General features: G+C 60.5%; 18 protein-coding genes and 1 tRNA gene. 10 read left to right on the forward strand and 9 right to left on the reverse strand.

The features are described 5' to 3' along the window. Positions 1-2 precede the first annotated feature (2 nt). From ACP2AV_RS06980 to ACP2AV_RS06990, 3 genes are read left to right on the forward strand one after another with little or no spacing between them, the layout of a single operon-like run. Entirely contained in the window at positions 3-1,013 is a 1,011-nt protein-coding gene (locus tag ACP2AV_RS06980) for a branched-chain amino acid ABC transporter permease (protein ID WP_426371980.1), read from the forward strand. After that, positions 1,010-2,308 carry a branched-chain amino acid ABC transporter permease gene (locus tag ACP2AV_RS06985; RefSeq protein ID WP_426371981.1) on the forward strand — a complete coding sequence of 433 codons (1,299 nt, stop codon included), beginning with the start codon at positions 1,010-1,012 and terminating at the stop codon, positions 2,306-2,308. Before ACP2AV_RS06980 ends, ACP2AV_RS06985 begins: the two co-directional genes overlap by 4 nt. Further along, a complete protein-coding gene (locus ACP2AV_RS06990) occupies positions 2,305-2,895 on the forward strand; it encodes a nucleotidyltransferase family protein (RefSeq protein WP_426371982.1) in 591 nt (196 codons plus the stop codon). Before ACP2AV_RS06985 ends, ACP2AV_RS06990 begins: the two co-directional genes overlap by 4 nt. 109 nt (positions 2,896-3,004) lie before the next feature. On the opposite strand, the gene ACP2AV_RS06995 is transcribed toward ACP2AV_RS06990, so the two are convergent. The 6 genes from ACP2AV_RS06995 to ypfJ all read right to left on the reverse strand — a co-directional run bounded on the left by ACP2AV_RS06995 (position 3,005) and on the right by ypfJ (position 10,843). Continuing rightward, positions 3,005-6,580: a Hint domain-containing protein gene (locus tag ACP2AV_RS06995; protein ID WP_426371983.1), complete on the reverse strand. Its 3,576-nt coding sequence runs from the start codon at positions 6,578-6,580 to the stop codon at positions 3,005-3,007. A gap of 730 nt (positions 6,581-7,310) precedes the next feature. Continuing rightward, positions 7,311-8,267, reverse strand: a complete 957-nt coding sequence (locus ACP2AV_RS07000; protein ID WP_426371984.1) for an ATP-binding cassette domain-containing protein — start codon at positions 8,265-8,267, stop codon at positions 7,311-7,313. Further along, positions 8,260-8,937, reverse strand: coding sequence for a molybdate ABC transporter permease subunit (gene modB, locus ACP2AV_RS07005; RefSeq protein ID WP_426371985.1), 678 nt, complete (start codon positions 8,935-8,937; stop codon positions 8,260-8,262). The genes ACP2AV_RS07000 and modB overlap by 8 nt, the downstream gene beginning before the upstream one ends. Beyond that, a complete protein-coding gene (gene modA / locus ACP2AV_RS07010) occupies positions 8,937-9,722 on the reverse strand; it encodes a molybdate ABC transporter substrate-binding protein (protein ID WP_426371986.1) in 786 nt (261 codons plus the stop codon). Before modA ends, modB begins: the two co-directional genes overlap by 1 nt. A gap of 102 nt (positions 9,723-9,824) precedes the next feature. After that, positions 9,825-9,909 (reverse strand) — tRNA-Leu (locus tag ACP2AV_RS07015). Positions 9,910-10,000: 91 nt separating this feature from the next. After that, positions 10,001-10,843 carry a KPN_02809 family neutral zinc metallopeptidase gene (ypfJ, locus tag ACP2AV_RS07020; RefSeq protein WP_426372172.1) on the reverse strand — a complete coding sequence of 281 codons (843 nt, stop codon included), beginning with the start codon at positions 10,841-10,843 and terminating at the stop codon, positions 10,001-10,003. A gap of 131 nt (positions 10,844-10,974) precedes the next feature. Here ypfJ and ACP2AV_RS07025 point away from each other — a divergent pair, with 131 nt between their 5' ends. Both ACP2AV_RS07025 and ACP2AV_RS07030 read left to right on the forward strand, forming a co-directional pair. Then, positions 10,975-11,553, forward strand: a complete 579-nt coding sequence (locus ACP2AV_RS07025) for a YqaA family protein (protein WP_426371987.1) — start codon at positions 10,975-10,977, stop codon at positions 11,551-11,553. A gap of 11 nt (positions 11,554-11,564) precedes the next feature. Then, entirely contained in the window at positions 11,565-12,011 is a 447-nt protein-coding gene (locus tag ACP2AV_RS07030) for a disulfide bond formation protein B (RefSeq protein WP_426371988.1), read from the forward strand. Here the strand turns inward: ACP2AV_RS07030 and ACP2AV_RS07035 are convergent. Continuing rightward, a complete protein-coding gene (locus tag ACP2AV_RS07035) occupies positions 12,008-12,274 on the reverse strand; it encodes an usg protein (protein ID WP_426371989.1) in 267 nt (88 codons plus the stop codon). The genes ACP2AV_RS07030 and ACP2AV_RS07035 overlap by 4 nt on opposite strands. A 204-nt stretch (positions 12,275-12,478) precedes the next feature. Here ACP2AV_RS07035 and gyrA point away from each other — a divergent pair, with 204 nt between their 5' ends. From gyrA to gluQRS, 3 genes are all read left to right on the forward strand, one after another. Beyond that, positions 12,479-15,211, forward strand: a complete 2,733-nt coding sequence (gene gyrA, locus ACP2AV_RS07040; RefSeq protein WP_426371990.1) for a DNA gyrase subunit A — start codon at positions 12,479-12,481, stop codon at positions 15,209-15,211. A 105-nt stretch (positions 15,212-15,316) separates the two neighbouring features. Then, positions 15,317-16,660, forward strand: coding sequence for a methylenetetrahydrofolate--tRNA-(uracil(54)-C(5))-methyltransferase (FADH(2)-oxidizing) TrmFO (gene trmFO, locus ACP2AV_RS07045; protein ID WP_426371991.1), 1,344 nt, complete (start codon positions 15,317-15,319; stop codon positions 16,658-16,660). Beyond that, positions 16,660-17,574 (forward strand): tRNA glutamyl-Q(34) synthetase GluQRS, encoded by a 915-nt coding sequence (gluQRS, locus tag ACP2AV_RS07050; protein ID WP_426371992.1) that lies wholly within the window; start codon positions 16,660-16,662, stop codon positions 17,572-17,574. Before trmFO ends, gluQRS begins: the two co-directional genes overlap by 1 nt. Before the next feature lie 56 nt (positions 17,575-17,630). Here gluQRS and hisI read toward each other — a convergent pair whose 3' ends face one another. Next, entirely contained in the window at positions 17,631-17,990 is a 360-nt protein-coding gene (gene hisI, locus ACP2AV_RS07055) for a phosphoribosyl-AMP cyclohydrolase (protein ID WP_426371993.1), read from the reverse strand. Between the two features lie 64 nt (positions 17,991-18,054). Here hisI and ACP2AV_RS07060 point away from each other — a divergent pair, with 64 nt between their 5' ends. Then, positions 18,055-18,492, forward strand: coding sequence for an iron-sulfur cluster assembly scaffold protein (locus tag ACP2AV_RS07060; RefSeq protein ID WP_426371994.1), 438 nt, complete (start codon positions 18,055-18,057; stop codon positions 18,490-18,492). A 53-nt stretch (positions 18,493-18,545) separates the two neighbouring features. After that, on the forward strand, positions 18,546-19,961 hold the full coding sequence (locus ACP2AV_RS07065; protein ID WP_426371995.1) for a methyl-accepting chemotaxis protein: 1,416 nt from the start codon (positions 18,546-18,548) through the stop codon (positions 19,959-19,961). A 184-nt stretch (positions 19,962-20,145) separates the two neighbouring features. On the opposite strand, the gene ACP2AV_RS07070 is transcribed toward ACP2AV_RS07065, so the two are convergent. Further along, positions 20,146-20,268 (reverse strand): hypothetical protein, encoded by a 123-nt coding sequence (locus ACP2AV_RS07070; RefSeq protein WP_426371996.1) that lies wholly within the window; start codon positions 20,266-20,268, stop codon positions 20,146-20,148. Positions 20,269-20,298 lie beyond the last annotated feature (30 nt).

A 20,298-nucleotide genomic window follows, 5' to 3' on the forward strand; every position in this document is an offset into this window, starting at 1 on the left:
ACATGGATTTTCTGAACGCCATCGTCGCATTGTCCAATTACGTCCTCATCCCGGCCACGACCTACGGGGCACAATTGGCGCTCGGTGCTCTGGGCGTCACGCTGATTTACGGCATCTTGCGCTTTTCCAACTTCGCCCACGGAGACACTATGGCCTTTGGCACTATGGTCGTCGTGTTGACCACCAGCGCGCTGCAGGCGGTGGGGATCACTGCCGGTCCGCTGCCGACGGCGCTGCTGGCCCTGCCGGTCGGCATCGTGGTGACGGCGGCAATGGTGCTGGCCACAGACCGGGTGGTCTATCGCTTTTACCGCCGGGTCAAGGCCGCGCCGGTCACGCTTGTGATCGTGTCCATGGGCATCATGTTTGTAATGAATGGCATCGTGCGTCTGATCATCGGGCCAGATGATCGCCGTTTTGCTGACGGAGAACGCTTTATCCTGACAGCGCGCGAATTCAAGTCTGCCACCGGGCTGGCCGAGCCTTTGGTGATCCGCACAAGCCAGATGCTGACCGTGGTGACGGCGGTGATCGTGGTTGCACTGCTGTTCTGGTTTCTGAACCGCACGCGCACGGGCAAGTCCATGCGCGCCTATTCTGACAACGAAGACCTGGCGCTGCTTTCCGGCATCAATCCCGAACGGGTGGTTGCGATCACATGGATCATCGTCGCGACGCTGGCTGTCGTCGCCGGCACGCTCTATGGGTTGGACAAGAGCTTTAAACCTTTCACCTATTTTCAGCTGCTCTTGCCGATTTTCGCAAGTGCCATCGTCGGCGGTTTGGGATCGCCTTTGGGCGCTATCGCGGGCGGGTTCGTTGTCGCCTATTCCGAGGTCATGCTGACCTATGCCTTCAAGAAGGTGGTCGGGTATTTGGGCCCCGAGGGGTGGCAACCGGACAGCCTGCTGCAATTGCTGTCGACCGACTATAAATTGGCCGTGTCCTTTGTGATCCTGATCATTGTTCTTCTCTTCCGGCCGACCGGCATTTTCAGGGGGAAATCGGTATGAACTGGCGTGCTGTTCTTCTGTTTGCCGCAATCGGCGCGATTTTTGTGGCGATCGGCCTGAATGAAACCTGGCGCTATGCATTGACGCTGCTGAACATGGGGCTGATTTCAGCCATCATGGCCTTGGGCGTGAATATGCAATGGGGGTATGCGGGGCTGTTCAATGTCGGCGTTGTCGGGTTCGTCGCACTTGGCGGGCTGTCTGTGGTGCTGGTGTCGATGCCGCCGGTGCCGGCCGCGTGGGCTGCCGGAGGACTGCGTGTCTGGGGCGCGCTGTTGTTCGGGGCCGCCGTCATTGGAGGCGCAATCTGGCTCTGGCGCCGCTTGGCTGCGGGCAAGACACGCGCCCTTGCAGTGACCGGTGTCTTGGCCGTCGGGTTTTTCCTGTTTCGCGCCATGTTCGATCCGGCAGTTCAGGCGATTGAGGCTGTCGATCCTGCTGCCACCGGATACCTGGGCGGGCTGGGTCTGCCGGTGCTATTTGCCTGGCCCGTGGGTGGGCTGATCGCGGCCGGGGCGGCGTGGCTGGTTGCCAAGTCCGCGCTTGGCCTGCGCTCGGATTATTTGGCGATTGCGACACTGGGCATCGGTGAAATCATTCTGGCGATGATGAAAAACGAAGACTGGCTGACCCGCGGCGTCAAGAACGTGATCGGCCTGCCCCGCCCAGTTCCCTACGAGATCGAACTGCAAAATTCGCCCACCTTTGTCTCCCGTGTGGAAAGCTGGGGCGCGGATCCGATTGCCGCCTCGTCGGTCGCGGTTGATCTGGGCTATACTCTGTTGTTCACGATGGTGTTGGCCGTGATCCTGCTCGGATCAGAGCTGGCGCTGCGGTCACCGTGGGGCCGGATGATGCGCGCGATCCGCGACAACGAAGTGGCCGCAGAAGCGATGGGCAAGGACGTCAAGCGCCGCCACCTGCAAGTTTTCGTGCTTGGTGCGGCGGTCTGCGGCATCGGTGGGGCATTGTTGACCACGCTGGACGGTCAGTTGACACCGGCCAGCTACAACCCGCTGCGATTCACATTCGTGATCTGGGTGATGGTCATTGTCGGTGGCTCGGGCAACAATTGGGGCGCGGTGCTGGGGGGGCTGCTGATCTGGTTCCTCTGGGTCGAGGTGGAAAACCGGGGCGGCGAAATCATGGCGCTGCTTACGTCCGGCTTGGCCGATGGTTCAGCGCTCAAGATTCATCTTCTTGATAGTGTCGCACATATGCGGATGCTTCTGATGGGCATTGTGCTGTTGGTCGTGATGCGGTTCAGCCCGCGCGGCCTGATCCCAGAAAAATGACGGCGCATATCCTGCTTTTCGCGGCCGGTGGATCATCGCGTATGCGCGGTGGCGACAAGCTGATGGAACCGATTGACGGGGTGCCCCTGATCCGCCGGCAAACAGTGCAGGCATTAGGCACTGGCCTGCCTGTGCACGTGATCTTGCCGCCAGACAGACCCGAGCGGACCGCCGCTATCGCTGATCTACCAGCCGAGCGGGTCACAGCCACGGATGCGGGCGACGGCATGTCGGCCAGTTTTCGCGCGGGCGTCGGTGCCCTGCCGGACGGGGCTAAGGCAGGCATCATGATGCTGGCGGACATGCCGCAAATTACCTCGCGCGATCTGCTGCGCCTGGTCAAACGGTGGCGTCAAGCGCCCGATTTTCCGGCACGGCTGACAACGCCCGACGGCCGCACAGGATCGCCGGTGCTGTTCCCTTCGCGCCTGTTCGCGCCGCTGTTGCGACTGCGCGGGGATGAAGGCGGACGCGCGGTGCTGCGCGGCGAAACAGTTTTGTCAGTGCCCAGCCCGGACGAGCGCGCGATCGTGGATCTGGACACTCGCGAAGACTGGCTGGCCTGGCGCAAACGCCACGAAAAATGAAACACCCGTGGCCCCCCACGGGTGTTTCTTGCCCTTGATGGGCGGTTGATCCAAAAGCGCCCCCGCCTTCAAGATCGGATCCGGGCCAAAACAAGGCCCGGAGGCTGCATTATTCGACCAGCAGCATCGCCTCGTGCTTTTTCAGGGCACGGCGCGCGGTGGTGTAGCCTTTGATCCCTTCGACCGTTGCCAGTTCCGGGAACAACTCGAGGATCTCGACCCGCTGTGCATTGCCGATACCGTTGAGCGTATAATCCCCGGGCTGAAAGCTCTCGGTCCATGCCCCGTCAGACAGCACAACTTCGTGTTGGTCGAACATGAAATGGATATATGTCGTGCGCATCACTTGTGCCTGCATGATGCCCTGATGGTTGATCAGGTGCTTGGCCGCCGCCAGAACTTCGCGCTCTTCGAAATAGAGCGCGGTGCGGTCATTCGCGACCAACATCCGGTGGTTGGGCGATACCATCATGTCCCGTTCGGGCAAGCCATCGCCCAAGGTCCCCGCCTTGATCAGGATCGGCTTGAGATGCGGATTGGCGGCCAATGCCTTCCAATCCATTTCCTTGGCGCCGACCCAGCGAATTTCCTGGATCCCGTTGTCGCGGGTGATGACCTTGTCGCCTTCACGCAGTTCTTCGACCGGACGTTCGCCCTTTGGCGTAGCGATCAGCGTGCCGGGTGTGAAACAGGGCACCACGTTTTCAATTTGGTGGAAGCTGAGCGCGCCGGTCATCGCGCCATCTTCTCCGTCAAGAAATTCGACGATGCCAGATTCGGAATCAATCGGATCATAGGTCACGCGCACCGCGCCCAATCCTGACAGATCCAGCGTGTCGATGTCATTCCCATCGACATCTTCGCCGCCAATGATCACATCGCCCGCGGTTAGCCCGGTGAACAGATCGTCACCCAACCCGCCATCCATCAGGTCGGCCCCAAGACCGCCGATTATGGTATCGTCGCCCTGCCCGGCCGTGATGATGTCATTCCCGTCGCCGCCATCGATCCAGTCGTCGTCGATCCCGGAGAAGATCAGATCCGCGCCGTCACCGCCAAAGATCGTGTCACGGTCATCGCCGGTGTGGATGATGTCATTCCCGGCCCCGCCATCGACAAAGTCGCGGTCATCGTCCGGAGTGGAATCGGGCGTATCCAGCGGGCTAAGCTGCGCGTCGATCCTGGGATCGCTGCCCGCGGTGTTGATCACGTCATTGCCATCTTCGCCAAAGACGCTGTCGTTGCCATCGCCAGTCGTGACATCATCGTCGCCGAACCCGGCATAGACCGTGTCGGATCCCGCGCCTGCAACGATGATATCGTCGTCCGGCCCTTGGCCTGGCAGAACCGCGTCACCGGCGTCGACCATGTCACCGTCGGGGTCGCCCGTGTAGGCCAGATCGATCAGATCATCGCCATCCGTTCCGGAAACAATGCCGTCAAGCGGCAGTGGGATACCGATCGCGTGCAGTTTGTCCGGCGTATCGAGCGCAGCCACAGGAACCCCGACCAATGTCAGGTTTTCCCCGTTCGGGAAGGTCAGAACCGCGTTTCCCGATCCATCGGCTGCAACGGTCACATCGTCGGTGTTGACCGGATCGCCGCCCGCATTGTGCAGGTTTGTGACATCCAACATGTCGATACCAGTGACGGTGCCATCCGCATTCACGACCGGCGCGTCGAAATCCTGCACCGTGTCGTCGCCATCACCATCCGAAAACACCAGCAAATCGGCATCGCCATCAGGGCTGCCATCGCCACCCTGCCCCAGGCTGACGGTGTCATTGCCCGCCCCCAAGTTGGCCACGTCGCGGCCCTGGCCCAGATCAACCTGGTCGTTCCCGGTGCCGCCGGTAACGTCATCATCACCGCTGCCGAGCATCACGTTTTCGATTTCCGAAAAACGTGCGGTATCCGCGCCGTTTGCGATGGTCCCGGACTCGGGGTTGTTGGTGAAGACAACCGTGGTGTCTTCGGTCACTGCGGTGGCGTCCAGCGTGTCGCCGTCTGACTCGGCGGTTTCGCCGCCCACGATCGTGTCAGCGCCGAAATCATCGGCCAGCAGAATCGTGTCGTCGCCGCCCTGCCCATAGACCAGATCGTCGCCCAGTTCGCCCGCCAGAACATCGTCGCCCGCGCCTTCGGCCACGCCGATAATCGCGTCAAAGAAAATGTCCGAAACATTGATACCCGAGGTGCCGCTGCCGGCGCTGGTGTGCACGATCTCAATCCGTGCCACCGGGCCTGCTATTGCGACAGTCACCGTGTTTGACGCCTCAGTCGGCGCCACATTGTCGGAATTCGTGGTCGTGGCGGTGTCGGCGCCGTTGACGCCGTCCATATCACTCAGCACCAGATCACTGCCGGCGGTCAGCGCGACGGGTATCTTGTTGCCGTCGGCATCAAAGGCATAAACCGTCACCTGCCCCAAGTCGGCGTCGATGTCGGCTACGTTAAAGCTGACATCCTGCACGGGGGTCGAAAAGCTGATTTCATACGCGTCGCTTTCGCCCGCCTGCGCTGCGGAATAGAGGGATGAATTCGCGTCGACCGACTCATCCCCGCCATCGATCCCGGCCACGGAGATCGTGCGCGTGTCGAATTCACTGTCCAGTGGCGAGGCCGGGGCAACGACCGTCACGGTGACGTTGCCGGTGCTCTGGACCAACGTGTCGCCATCCAGACTTTCGCCATTATCCACCGTGCCGTAGCCAAACCTGTCGGTATCGTCCAGATCCGACCAGTTGAAGCTCTCTCGGACGGTGATGGGCGTGCCCGTGCCGCTGTCGCCATAAATCTCGTCGTTGCCAAGGCCCGCGTTGACCGTGTCATTGCCCGCGCCCGCCTGGATGAGATCATCGTCGCCGGCGTCGCCCACCCGAACAGCGTCGCCCGCGTCGACCATGTCACCGTCGGGATCGCCCGTATAAGCCAAATCGATCAGGTCATCATCGCCAGTGCCCGATACGATCCCGTCGCTGGATGCCACGATATTGGCATCAAAAACGGCGACATAGTCGATCTGACCCCTGAAGTATTGATCGTACTGGGCATCATCGACTTCGCGCGCGCCAAAGGTAAAATTCTCGTTGTCCTTGTCGCTGATATCCATCGACAAACCAATCACATCGTGGCCCAAAGCGGTGCTTTCGCCGGTCGTGATATTTTCTACAACCAGTGTTCCGCTGGATGCTGCGTCCCAAGTATAGGCCATACGCAGTTCATCACCGGGCGCAAAGAACCCGGCCTCGGTCGCGAGCGTGACCGACGTGCCATTGTCGTGGTGCTGCAGTTGAACCTGGCCCGCGGCGGTGACCTGGATACCGAAATATCCCTCGCTGGCGCGATCACAGTATTCTCCGCGGCTGACCACGGTGTTCGGGCTGAGGCCGACATGCAAGCCGGGCGTGAACTGAACCATGACGGTGCCAGTGGCCAGATCGAACGGTACAGTGGCCCCGGACACGTCAAAATAATCGAGCAGTCCATCCAGCCTCAGCGCGCCATCCGCGATGGATGCCCCACCATGGAGATGTCCGTTCTGAGCGAACCCATCGGTCAAGCCGGTATCTGCGGTTTTCGCCCCGTCGTTGAAATCCCACAGCCCGATCAAGTGCTCTGCGGCGGACAGGTCAAACCCGTTGCCTGCGGTGCCAGTGCCATCGTTGGTTTTCCAATACGTCATCGCTCTCTCCGTTCCGTGCAAGTGCCCAGACACCTGCCGTTCGACACAATCGCCGAAAATCTTGTGCGCCTATAGCGGGCGATGCGGTGAAAGACCGGGCGGTCCGCACGATGCGGGCAATGTCTGAAGAAGAGGGGCTGACGCCACGATCCCCCATCAAAGGCGGATCGCCAGAAATGCGCGCGCGGTGTGTCGAAACACCGTCTTAAAGCGACACACACCTCTGCTCTTCTACAAACGTAGAAGTGCATGTGCGGCCGCCCCCGTGGCCTTAGCAGACATCGCCCCCCAGTTGGGCAACATCTATTTAGGCAGTTCATGGGGCCATCGAAAGGAAAAAGAGACTGAAATGTGTCAGCGAGATGCCAGTTCTGCCCAATTCCAGCCGTCGCCGAATGGGTGTTGTTGACGGAATAAGAACAATTACCCGGCAAGGTTGTGACAGTGAACGTCTAGAAATTTTGGCGATGATCTCGTTTATGGTTTTTTAACAGTGGCTTATACAGCGCGTTACGCCGCCTTGGTCCGGAAATTTATTAATCGATCGTTTCGATATTCGGGACCCCAAAGTCGCGTCACAAAACTTCTTAATTGGTTAACAAGAACAGCGATTCCAGCGCCTGAAAACCGCAATCTCAGAACAATCCGAATCCCTTGGGCGAATTAGACAAGGTTTGAGTACGCTGATGCGACACAACAGGCCCGATTGCGGCTTTTTCAAGATGCTACGTCAAGCGCGGGGCCGCCATGCGACATCCCCCGCGCAGATCCACAGCGGTGTCCCTTCGGCCAGATCTGTCACGGGCCAATGGCCGGTCACGTGATCCGGGGACAGTCGCTGTCCCGCGCCCAGATCAAGCTGCCCGTCCCTGATCTGCGCTTTCATGGACAGCGCGGCAGATGTTCTGCCGGGATCCTGGTCGGCAATCAGGATCTGACCAAGCGGTCGGATCTCTCCTTGCGTCCCCGGCGGGTCGCTATGACCGACGTTCACCATCTGGCCCAAGACTTCGACCTGCCCATCGCGGCGCGCGGTCGCTGGCAAGGCAAGTGGCGGATGCTCCCACCCCAACGATCGGCCCTCAGACATCCGCAACAGCCGGTCGGCCAGGAAATCCACTTCGCGCCCGGCATGGCTGACATAAATCACGGGCAGGCCCAGACTGTCCGAGGCCCGTGCGATATATGGCAGGATTTCCGCCCGCCGGGCGCTATCCAGCCCTGAGAGCGGTTCGTCCAATAATAGCAGCTGCGGCCCCGAGGCCATCGCACGCCCAAGGGCCACGCGCCGCGCTTCGCCGCCAGACAACCCCGCTGGCGCACGCCCGAGTAACGGAGCCAGATCGAGCGCCTGGATGATATCGTCGATCCGTGTCTGTGCGACCCTGCGCCGCCGCGCGCCATAGGCCAGATTCTGCGCGACGCTCATATGGGAAAACAACCGCGCGTCCTGAAACACAAAGCCGATGCGCCGCGCTTCAACGGGGGTGTCATCAATCCGCGTGCCGGCCATTTCAATCCTGGCGCGGGCCGTCGGTTCCAGCCCTGACAGCACGCGCAGCAACGTGGTCTTGCCCGAGCCGCTGTGCCCTTTGATCGCCGTGATCCCGTGCAACGGGATGGTTTCGGCCATGTCTAGCGTGAACCCGTCCCGATCAATGGAAATGTCGAACACAAGGTCAGCCAAGACGCGCCCTCTGCCGTGTTGGGCCGCGCAGATATACCGCAACCAGAACGATAAATGAAAACACCAAAAGCCCACCTGCCAGCACATGCGCGCGCGCATAATCCAGGGTTTCAACGGCGCTGAAAACTTCGATCGAAATGACGCGGGTACGTCCGGGGATGTTCCCCCCCACCATCAGCACCACACCGAATTCGCCCAAAGTGTGGGCAAAGCTGAGCACGGCGGCCGTAATCACCCCGGGGCGCGCCAGTGGCAGGGCAACGCTGCGAAACGCGTCAAACCGGCTGGCCCCCAGCGTTCGCGCCGCTTCGAGAGGGCCAGGGCCGATCTGGGCAAAAGCCGTTTGCAGGGGCTGGACGGCAAAGGGCAGCGAATAGAGCACCGACGCCACCAGCAAGCCGGCAAAACTGAATGTCAGGGTCCCGCCGGTCAACCGTAGAAACGCCGCGCCCAAAGGGGCCTGCGGCGACATCAGGATCAACAGATAGAACCCCAGTACGGTCGGCGGCAAAACCAGGGGCAAGGCCGTCATCGCTTCGATCACGGGGCGGGCGCGGGAACGGGTGGTGGCCAACCACCATGCCAACGGCAGGCCAAGGATCAACAGAATGATCGTTGTCAGCCCCGCCAGGCGCAGCGACAGCCAGATCGGCGCCCACAGCCCGTCCATCACTCACGCTCCGGCAAGTCATAGCCGGCTTGCGCGATGATTTCGCGGGCGGCATCAGATTGCAACCATTCGAACGCCGCGCGTGCCTCGGGTCGGTCGGTCAACAGCGCCATGTCTTGACGGATCGGCGAATGGCCTTGGTCCATAGCGATCACGCGAAGGTCCCGTTTTGCGGCAATGGCGGGGACCAGGCTGGCCGCGACAAAAGCTGCATCAACCGCGCCCACCGCGAAATACGACGCCGCCGCCGAAACATTGGGGGCCAAAACCACATCCAGCGCCGGGCGCGCAGGGGTCGAGCGCACCGCATCGCCAGACACGATCCCTGCATCGCCCGCTACCACGAACCCCTGCCCCAAAAGAACTTGTTCGCCCGCCCGCCCATAAGGCGCCACCGCCGGATCGGGAACAGCGGTGCGAAGGCCTTCGATAACCTGCGGAAAAGGGGCGGTTTCGCCAGCGGCGAGCACCAGAACCAAACGCCCGACGGCATAGGTGGCCAGGTCCAGCGCCCGCCCGTTTTGGTCCAGATAGGCGGGACGGTCGGTATCGGCGGACAGGAACAGATCGAACGGCGCGCCGTTTTCGATCTGCGCCGCAAGAGCGCCCGACGCGCCGTGCGAGATCCGCCAGTCAACGCCAGTCTGTGCCGTGTAGACGGCGCCAAGGGCGCGTGCAGGCTCGATGAAATTCGACGCCACCGCGATGCGCACATCGGCCCGCGCGCCGGTCAACCCGGCCACCATCGACGCGCAGACCAACATGATCATGAAAAGGTGACGCATTCATTCCCTCCGAAGTCGTAATAGGCATCGGCCCGTCGCAGGATGCAAGGGGACCCACACGCCACGAAGGTCGCAGGTCTGGGATGGGGGAAAAGCAGCCTGTGGTACCCGTGGCCGGACTCGAACCGGCAAGCCGTTAGGCGGGGGATTTTGAATCCCCTGCGTCTACCAATTCCGCCACACGGGCAGGCTGGGCGCGGTTTAGCGAAGCGCGCCAGCAACGTCCAGAGCCAATCGTCGATAGCATGTCGTTTGGCGTGCCATACCAAGGCGTATGGCTACAGGCGGTTTGCGCTGAAAGTATCGCACGCCCGCATCTCACCGGTTTCGTACCCCTTGGCAAACCAGCGCTGGCGCTGATCGGACGTCCCATGTGTGAAACTGTCGGGCATCGGACGCTGGCCGGCATTGCGCTGCAACGTGTCATCGCCGATTTGTTCGGCGGCATTCATCGCCTCGGCAATATCGCCCCGTTCCAATGTGCCCAGATTTTCTTGGGCATGGTGAGCCCAAATGCCCGAATAACAATCGGCCTGTAATTCGATTCGCACTGAAATCTGATTGCTTTGTTCCTGGCTTGCGCGCTGGCGAATGGCGTTGGCCTCGGACAGGATCCCCAGTTCGTCCTGCACGTGATGGGCGACCTCGTGCGCCACCACGTAGGCAGCTGCGAAATCCCCGCCCGCGCCCATGCGCTGTTCCAGCGTGGTGAAAAAATCGGTGTCCAAGTACACTTTTTCGTCGAGCGGACAATAAAACGGGCCGGTCTGGGCACTGGCCCCACCGCATTGTGACTGCGTGGCACCTTTGAACAGGACCAGAGTGACCGGATCATAGGCCCGCCCCACCTGGCTCTGGAATATGTCGGCCCACACCTCTTCTGTGTCGGCCAGGGTCACCGACACGAATTCGCCAGCCCGTTGATCGGCCGCTGTCACTTCGCCGCCGGTCCCACTGGTGTTCACGATGCCGCTGTTCAAAAGCGGACGCACGTCAATGCCCAGCACCGCGCCGACGATCAAGATAATCACCAGGCCGAGCCCGCCGATCTTGATGCCACCACCGCCCATGCGTCGCCGGTCTTCGATGTTGCGGCTGCCCCGCCGTCCTTGCCAGCGCATCACGCCCTCCATCTTGAACCGTTGCAAGGATACCGCCCCTGCCCGCCCTTGCAAGGCGCAAGTGGTTGACGTGACAGGCGCCACCGGCCAAACAGACCCAAAGCCCGACCAGAGGCGAAAGGACACCGTCAGTGCTTCGCAAACTCTATGACTGGACGCTGTCTTTGGCAGGCCATCGCCACGCGATCTGGGCGCTGGCCTTTGTGGCCTTTGTCGAAGCGTCGGTCTTTCCGATCCCGCCCGATATCCTGATGATCCCGATGATCGTTGCGATGCCACGCAAGGCGTTTCTGATCGCCGGGGTCGCCACCCTGGCGTCGGTACTGGGCGGGTTGCTTGGCTATTTCATCGGTTGGGGCCTTTTCGAAACCGTGGGCGATCCGATCCTGCGGTTTTACGGAAAAGACGCCTATTTCGACGAATTCGCTGCCAAGTACAACGAATGGGGTGCTTGGGCGGTGCTGATCGCCGGGGTCACGCCATTCCCGTTCAAGGTCATTACCATCATGTCCGGGGTCACGGGACTATCGGTGCCGGTGTTTATCGTGGCGTCGATCGTCGCGCGGGCGGCGCGGTTCTTCATCGTGGCCACCCTGCTCTATTTCTTCGGCGCACCCATTCGTGATTTCATCGAGAAACGTTTGGGCTTGATGTTCACGGTCTTCATGGTGCTTCTGGTCGGAGGGTTTGCAGCGGTGAAATTCCTTTGACACGTCAACGAATGATCCTTCTGGCGGCTGGCGGATCAGTCGCGCTTCTGGCCGGGGCCTTTGTATTTCAGGCCCTTGGTTTCGCACCGTGCAAACTGTGCCTATGGCAGCGCTGGCCCCACGCGGCCGCCATACTGGTGGGTATGGTCGCGCTCTCTACGCGGGCGTATGGGCTGGCTTGGCTAGGCGCGCTGGCGGCGCTTAGCACTGCGGGCATCGGCGCCTATCACACAGGGGTCGAGCGCGGCTGGTGGCAGGGCCCGACGTCTTGCACGGGGGCCGGCAACGATCTGTCCGGGCTATCCGGCGCCGACCTGCTGTCGACCCAGATCGCCGATACCGTCATTATGTGCGATGAGGTCGCATGGGCGATGCTGGGCCTGTCGATGGCCACATGGAACATGCTGTTTTCGCTGGGGCTTGCCGTGTTGTGGGTGATGGCTGCGCGCCGGACTTAGTGCAGGGGCAGTTCCCCCACCACGTTGCGCCACTGACCCGGCGCAATCAGATTGCGGTGAGTGAAGCGAACAGAGTGCAGCGGGCCATCCAGCTCGCGTTGCCAAAATTCAATGAACTCGAACAATTTCGGATAGTCCGGGGCCAGATCGTAGTCTTGCCAAATGTAGGAATTGAGCACCGATTGGTGATCCGGCATCCTGTAAAACATCTCGGCCGTTGTCAGACCATATCCTGCCAGCAAAAGTTCCGTTTCCTGTGTCATTCGTCGTGCATCCCTGTTGCGATTCACATTCCCATGTCAGAATGACAGCGCGATTCCATTAACAAATCAACAAAAACAGTGTGTTATCACTCGCCATCCGTGGCTGCCGAAGGCTGTGCGCATCGGCCATTGCACCCCATATCCTGTCTCTGATAGAGTGCTCGCAACAATATACAGAGCGATAACAACAGAGCGGCAAGCCACGTGAGCGACACCCCAGAAACGTCTGACAACGAAGACAATTCCGGTCCCGAGCGTCCGGCCTATGACGGGCCGACGATTTCGATCTCGGAAGAGATGAAGACCAGCTATCTCGATTATGCGATGAGCGTGATCGTCAGCCGCGCGATTCCCGATTTGCGCGATGGGCTTAAACCCGTCCATCGGCGCATCCTTTATGCGATGGATGAGGTCGGCAATACGTTTGACAAGCCTTACCGCAAATCCTCGCGCCCGGTCGCCGACACGATGGGTAAATACCACCCCCACGGTGACGCGGCGATCTACGATGCGCTGGTGCGGATGACGCAGAACTTTTCCATGTCTGTGCCGTTGCTCGACGGTCAGGGCAACTTCGGCTCGATGGACGGCGACAAGGCCGCAGCCTTTCGATACACCGAAGTGCGCATGGCCAAAGTGGCCAACAGCCTTCTGGCCGATATCGACAAAGATACCGTTGATTTTCAGGACAACTACGACGGCAAGGATCAGGAACCTGTCGTCTTGCCGGCGCGTTTTCCGAACATGCTGGTCAATGGTGCCGGCGGTATCGCTGTCGGCATGGCCACCAACATCCCGCCCCATAACCTGGGCGAGGTGATCGACGGCACTCTGGCGATGATCGAAGATCCCGATATCAGCACCGAACGGCTGATGGAGATCATCCCCGGCCCGGACTTTCCCACAGGTGGCATCATTCTGGGCCGATCGGGTGCGCGCAAAGCCTATCTGGAAGGGCGCGGCAGCGTCGTGATCCGCGCAAAGACCCGGGTCGAGGAAATCCGCAAGGACCGCTATGCGATTGTCCTCGATGAAATCCCCTATCAGGTCAACAAGGCCAACATGATCGAAAAGATCGCTGACCTGGCCAAGGAAAAGAAACTCGAGGGCATCGCCCACGTTCAGGATGAATCAGATCGCGTCGGCGTGCGTGTGGTGGTCGAACTGAAACGCGATGCCACGCCCGAGGTTGTTCTGAATCAGCTCTTCCGTTTCACGCCCATGCAGACCAGCTTCGGCTGCAACATGCTGGCGTTGAACGGTGGGCGTCCCGAGCAGCTGACGCTCAACGATTTCTTGCGCTATTTCATCCAGTTCCGCGAAGAAGTTGTTGCGCGGCGCACAGCCTATTTGCTGCGCAAGGCCCGCGAACGCAGCCATGTTCTATGTGGTCTTGCCGTCGCCGTGTCGAATGTGGATGAAATTGTCGCGACCATTCGGGCCTCGGCCGATCCGGCTGATGCGCGGCAGAAACTGATGACGCGGCGCTGGCCCGCGCAGGACATCGCCGAATACATCGCGCTGATCGATGATCCGACCCACAAGATCAACGACGATGGCACCTATAACCTGTCCGAAGTGCAGGCCCGTGCCATCCTTGAATTGCGCCTGCAACGCCTGACCGCCATGGGCGTTCGCGAGGTGACGGACGAACTTCAAGAGCTGGCCGCAAACATCCGGGATTACTTGGATATCCTGTCGTCGCGCGCCCGGATCATGGACATCATCTCGACCGAGCTGCGCGAAGTGCGCGACGAATTTGCCGGGCCCCGCCGCACCGAAATCGTCGACTGGTCCGGCGACATGGACGATGAAGACCTGATCGAACAGGAAGACATGGTCGTCACCGTCACATCGGGTGGCTATATCAAGCGCACCGCCCTGGCTGATTTCCGCGCCCAAAAGCGTGGCGGCAAAGGGTTGTCGGGCATGCAGACCAAGGAAGAGGACGTTGTCACCAACCTCTTTGTGGCCAACACCCATACCCAACTGCTGTTCTTCACCACTGACGGCATGGTTTACAAGATCAAGACCTGGCGCCTGCCGTTGGGTGGCCGTACATCGAAGGGCAAGGCAATTGTCAATATCCTGCCAATCCCGCCGGGGGTATCGGTCGCCGCGATCATGCCGGTCGATGCGCCGGAACTAGAGTGGGACAACCTGCAGATCTTCTTCGCCACGACCGCCGGTGACGTGCGCCGGAACGCCCTGTCCGATTTCACCAACGTGAAATCCAACGGCAAAATCGCTATGAAACTGCCCGAGGGCGTTCGCCTGGTCAATGCGCGGATCTGCACCGAAGATGACGATGTCATGCTGGTCACCGCGCGCGGCCGTGCAATCCGCTTCCCCACGACCGAAGTACGGGTCTTCAAGGGCCGCGATTCCACGGGTGTGCGCGGCGTGCGCCTGCAAGAGAACGACCGCGTGGTGTCAATGTCAGTTATCCGCCACTTCGAAGCCACCTCAGAGGAACGCGCAGCCTACCTTAAGATGCGTCGCCAATTGTCTGGTACCGATGAAGAAATCTCAGACGACGATGATGTTCCAGCAGGCAACATCAGTGCCGAGCGGTTTGAAGAAATGCGCAACGCCGAAGACCTGATCCTGACCATCGCGGAAAATGGAACCGGCAAAATCAGCTCGTCGCACGACTACCCCGTCCGCGGGCGCGGTGGCCAAGGTGTTGCCGCCATGGACAAGGCGATGCGCGGTGGCCAGCTCGTCGCCTCTTTCCCGGTTTCCGAAGGGGACCAGATCATGTTGGCCACCTCGAAGGGCCAATCGATCCGTTGCCCGGTAGATGGGATCTCGTTCCGCTCACGCAGTGCTGGCGGCGTCAAGGTATTCAACACCGCCGCGGGCGAGGAAGTCGTCAGCGTTGCGTGGATCGCAGAACAAGACGAAGAAGAGGCCGAAACGCCTGTGGCCGAGTAAACCACACTCTTCTTTTCGAAAATATCATCGGGGGCGGCGTAACGGGCCGCGATGGGGGTGGAAAGCCCCCTTCCCATCCCCGCCAAATGCGCCTACATCGCCCGGATGAATAAAACCCTTCATATCGTCGGCGGCGGCATGGCCGGATCCGAAGCCGCTTGGCAGGCCGCACATATGGGCGTCCAGGTCGTGATCCACGAAATGCGCCCCAAGGTCGAAACCTTTGCCCACCAAACCGGCAACCTTGCCGAAATGGTGTGCTCGAATTCATTCCGCAGTGATGACAGCGAACAAAACGCCGTCGGCCTTTTGCACTGGGAAATGCGGGCTGCGAATGGGCTGATCATGGCGGCGGCTGACAAGCACCGTCTGCCCGCCGGTGGGGCCCTGGCCGTAGATCGCGACCCCTTTGCGCAATGGGTGACAGACAATCTTAAGAACCACCCGAACATCACGGTCCAAGACGCTGAAATCACGTCTCTTCCCGATAGCGGAAGCTGGATTTTCGCGACCGGTCCTCTTACCTCGGCCAAGCTGGGAGACGCCATCGCGCAGGAAACCGGCACCGACCGACTGGCGTTTTTCGATGCTATCGCGCCGATCGTTTATGCCGACAGTATCGACATGGACGTCGCCTGGCTCCAGAGCCGCTACGACAAGGGCGAGACCGAGGAAGAGCAGAAAGCCTACCTCAACTGCCCAATGACCAAAGACCAGTACGAAACCTTCATCGACGCTCTTCTGGCCGCGGACAAAACGGAATTCCACGAAGGCGAAACGGCCGGCTATTTCGACGGCTGTCTGCCAATCGAAGTCATGGCGGAACGCGGGCGCGAAACCCTGCGGTTCGGTCCGATGAAGCCTATCGGCCTGACCAATGCCCACAAGCCAGATGAAAAGCCCTACGCGGTTGTCCAGCTACGCCGGGACAACAAATTGGGCACGCTCTACAATATCGTCGGCTTTCAAACCAAGATGAAGTACGGCGCCCAAACAACTGTTTTTCGTACGATTCCCGGCCTGGAGAACGCGTCTTTCGCACGTTTGGGCGGGATCCACCGCAACACATTTTTGAACTCGCCCACACTGTTGGACGACCAGATGCGCCTGCGCTCGCGCCCGTACATCCGCTTTGCCGGACAAGTGACCGGGGTTGAGGGGTATGTGGAAAGCGCGGCGATGGGCCTTTTGGCAGGGCGCCTTGCGGCCGCCGAGATCCTTGGCCAGCCAATCGCAAGCCCCCCGCGCACCACGGCCATGGGCGCACTGATCCACCACATCACCGGCGGGGCCGAGGCCAAGACCTTTCAGCCGATGAACGTGAATTTTGGCCTGTTGCCGCCCGTCGAAGGATTGCGCGGCGGACGACGGGGCCGCAAAGACCGCTACAAAGCCTACACAGATCGCGCCAAGATCCATTTTCAGGACTGGCTTTCAGGCCAAAGCTGATGTCAGTCACGACCCGGTTCGCCCCCAGCCCGACAGGGCCGCTGCACTTGGGTCACGCCTTTTCCGCGCTGATGGCCCACGACATGGCGATGGCCAACGGCGGGCGATTTTTGTTGCGCTTTGAAGACATCGATCGCCAACGTTCAAAACCCCAATGGGAGCAGCAGATCTTTGACGATCTGGAATGGCTGGGGCTGACGTGGGAAACCCCCGTAATGCGCCAGTCGGATCGGCTGCCAGCTTATCGCACAGCTCTTCAACGGCTGTGGAAGTGCGGTTGGCTTTACCCCTGCACGTGCACCCGGCGCGACATCGCGCAGGCCGCCAGCGCGCCGCAAGAACGCGATCCGATCCACGGGCCAGACGGGCTGATCTATCCGGGAACCTGCCGCAGTTGGCACGACGCGACGGGCGCGGCCTATTCGTCGACCCCCATGCCGGAACAGACCGCGCTGCGCTTGCACATGGAGACCGCCGCGCGCGCAGTTTGCGACAGCCGGATCGATCGACCGGGTGGTGGCACGACCATGGCGAATTTTCACGAAATAACCGACATCCAGACACTTGAGACCCGCACGGTCACCTTCACCCCAGAGGAGTTGGTGCGCGAGGTTGGCGATGTCGTCCTGTCGCGCAAGGACTTTCTGGGCAGCTATCACCTTTCGGTCGTCCTGGACGATGCCGCTCAGGGCATAACGCATGTCGTGCGGGGGCAGGACCTGTTTGAGGCAACCAAAATCCACGTGGTCCTGCAAAGACTGCTGGGCCTGGCGACACCGGACTATCACCATCACCGCCTGATCCGCGATGACCAAGGCAAGCGCTTGGCCAAGCGCGACGACGCCCGTGCCATCGCGGCCTACCGGGCCGACGGGGCCACACCGAGCGATATTCGGCGCATGGTCGGGCTCTGACCCTACGCCGACGTATGGCGGGCCCCGCAGGCCCATTCGGCACGGTATGGGCGGCGCTATTCTTGCGGGGACATCAGTTCAACTTCCGCGCCATCCCGCACGGCCGTGTAGAAACAGCTCCGACGGTTGGTGTGGCAGGCCGGACCGGTTTGATCCACCGTCACAAGAATACAATCGCGGTCGCAATCAACGCGAAAATCAACCAGTTTCTGCACATGCCCCGAGCTTTCGCCCTTGACCCAGAACGCCTGCCGCGAGCGGCTCCAGTAAGTGACATTGCCGGTCAGAAGCGTTCGCGTGACCGATTCGGCATTCATCCACGCCATCATCAATACCTCGCCACTTGTTGCGTCCTGGGCAACGGCAGGGATCAGACCTTGGTCGTTATAGCGCAGGGTTGCAGGGTTGAAAGTCATGGCGCATCCTTTCCGTGGGCAGTGTCGCGGCCTATGTAAGAGGCCAGCCAAGGGAAGGAAACCCATGTCCGACGCCGATCTCGTTTCGCTCTACTCGGGCCGCATACTGGAACTTGCGGCCAGCATTCCACATCTGGGCCGCCTGGACGCGCCACACGCCAGCGTGAAAAAGCGCTCGCCGCTTTGCGGATCGACCGTCACCGTGGACCTGGATGTCAATGATGGCAAGGTCAGCCGCTTTGCCCAGGATGTTAAGGCTTGCGCGCTCGGGCAAGCATCGGCCGCTTTGGTCGGCACCAACGTCATCGGGGCAACCCGGGCGCAGGTCCAGACCGCGCGTGACCAACTTTTGGCGATGCTGAAGGACGGGGGCGCCCCTCCGACCGCCCCTTTCGATGGGTTCGATGCGCTGGTCCCGGCCCGCGACTTCAAGAACCGCCATGCGTCGATCATGTTGGCATTTGACGCCACGCTAGAGGCATTGGAGCAAGCCGGCGCTTAACGGCGTGGTAAACACTCTGGGCTAACTCTGTTTCGATGAACGGAGATCGCCGAATGCAAAACCCTGAACGGATTGCCTCTTGTGCCGAAGTGCCGCATGGGGATGACCGGCTCACCGTAATGGCCGAACTGGCCTCGGGCTTGGGTTTCGACGTGGTGAACCTGGCCGGGTTCCTGGACGGCGTTGACGAAAAATCAAAAGACCAGTTGCGGCGCCTGGCCGATGTGTCCGCCGGTGTTGAGGACATGTTGTTTGCCAACGGTGAAGTGCGCGGCGCAGTCGAAGAAGTGGTGGAAACCGCCAAGAGCACTTTGGATACGGTCGAATCTTCTGTCGACTACGTGCGCCAATCCGGCCAACAGTCGAATTCCGTGGCTGGCTGGGTCGCCGCATTGGTCGAACGGATGGGCCAGGTCGCCGATGCGTTGATACAAGTGGAATCCAAGAACAACGACATCGCAGACATCGCGCGCCAGGTGAACATTCTGGCCATCAACGCCAAGATCGAAGCGGCGCGCGCTGGCGAACATGGACTCGGCTTCGGTGTCGTCGCCGAGGCGATCAACGAACTCAGCCAAAAGACCTCTCGCGCGGCGGCCGAGATAGAAGGTTCCGTGACGGACCTGTCATCGTGGGTATCGAAACTTTCCGTCGAAGCAGGTGACGTTGGCAAGGACGCCAGCGAAATCATCGACCGGTCTTCCGAAACCGACCGCGCCTTGTTGGCCATTGCGGATGGCGTGCGCTCGACCCATGACAAATCCAACCACATTCAGGATAACGCTGCCCGGGCCCTCAAGGCGATGGAAACCTTCCGTCCGGCTTTTGACAGCATTGCTGCCAGCGTTCACGACACCGCCGAGGGCATCCACCAGGCACGGGACAAGTCGCAAAACCTGATCGATACATCGGAAACGATGGTCCAGCAGTCGGTCGAATTGGGGGGCAAATCGCTGGACGGTCGGTTTATCGCCCGCGTGGTGGAAGATGCGCAACGGGTTTCACTTGCATTCGAAGACGCAATCGATCGGGGCGACATCACGATAGAAGCGCTGTTCGACACGCGCTATACGCCCATTCCCGGCACGAACCCCGCACAAATGACAACGCGGTTCACCGATCTGACCGATCGCCTTTTGCCATCCATCCAGGAAGACGCAGCCGCGTTCGATCCATCGGTGGTGTTTTGCGCGGCCGTGGACCGAAATGGCTATCTGCCAACGCATAACAAGAAATTCTCGCAGCAACAGGGCGCAGATGCGGAATGGAACATGGCCAATTGTCGAAATCGGCGCATATTTGACGACCGGGTTGGTCTGAAAGCCGGTCGGAATACACAGACCTTTCTGCTGCAGATGTATCGGCGCGACATGGGCGGTGGGAATTTTGTCTTGATGAAGGATCTGTCCGCTCCAATCTATATCAGGGGTCGCCACTGGGGCGGTCTGCGATTGGCGTACAAAACCTAAAAAAACCGCCGCGCTCCGGGGCAGGAGGCGGCGGAAAGTGGCGTATCTGTCGATCGGCGACCCGGCCAAGGGATGAGGTAAACCCCGGCCATGTGTCACGAGCAGGCGATGATCGTGAGAAGCGCGTCCAAAGCTTGGGGACAGGACGCCAGGTCGCCAACAGAACGCAGGCAGAAACCTAAAGTCAGAGAATGCCGGGCAAATGCAAACCGGCAAAGAACATCACACCAATCGATACCATGCCGAGCACATCACCGGCCAAAGTCGACTGCGAACGGAAGAGAATGGAGCGGATCTCGGTCAACATGGGAGCCTCATGGTTAATGATTTGTTAGCT

It is taken from the genome of Aliiroseovarius sp. PTFE2010, assembly GCF_049943335.1.
In the GTDB taxonomy this organism is placed as follows: domain Bacteria; phylum Pseudomonadota; class Alphaproteobacteria; order Rhodobacterales; family Rhodobacteraceae; genus JBNFVY01.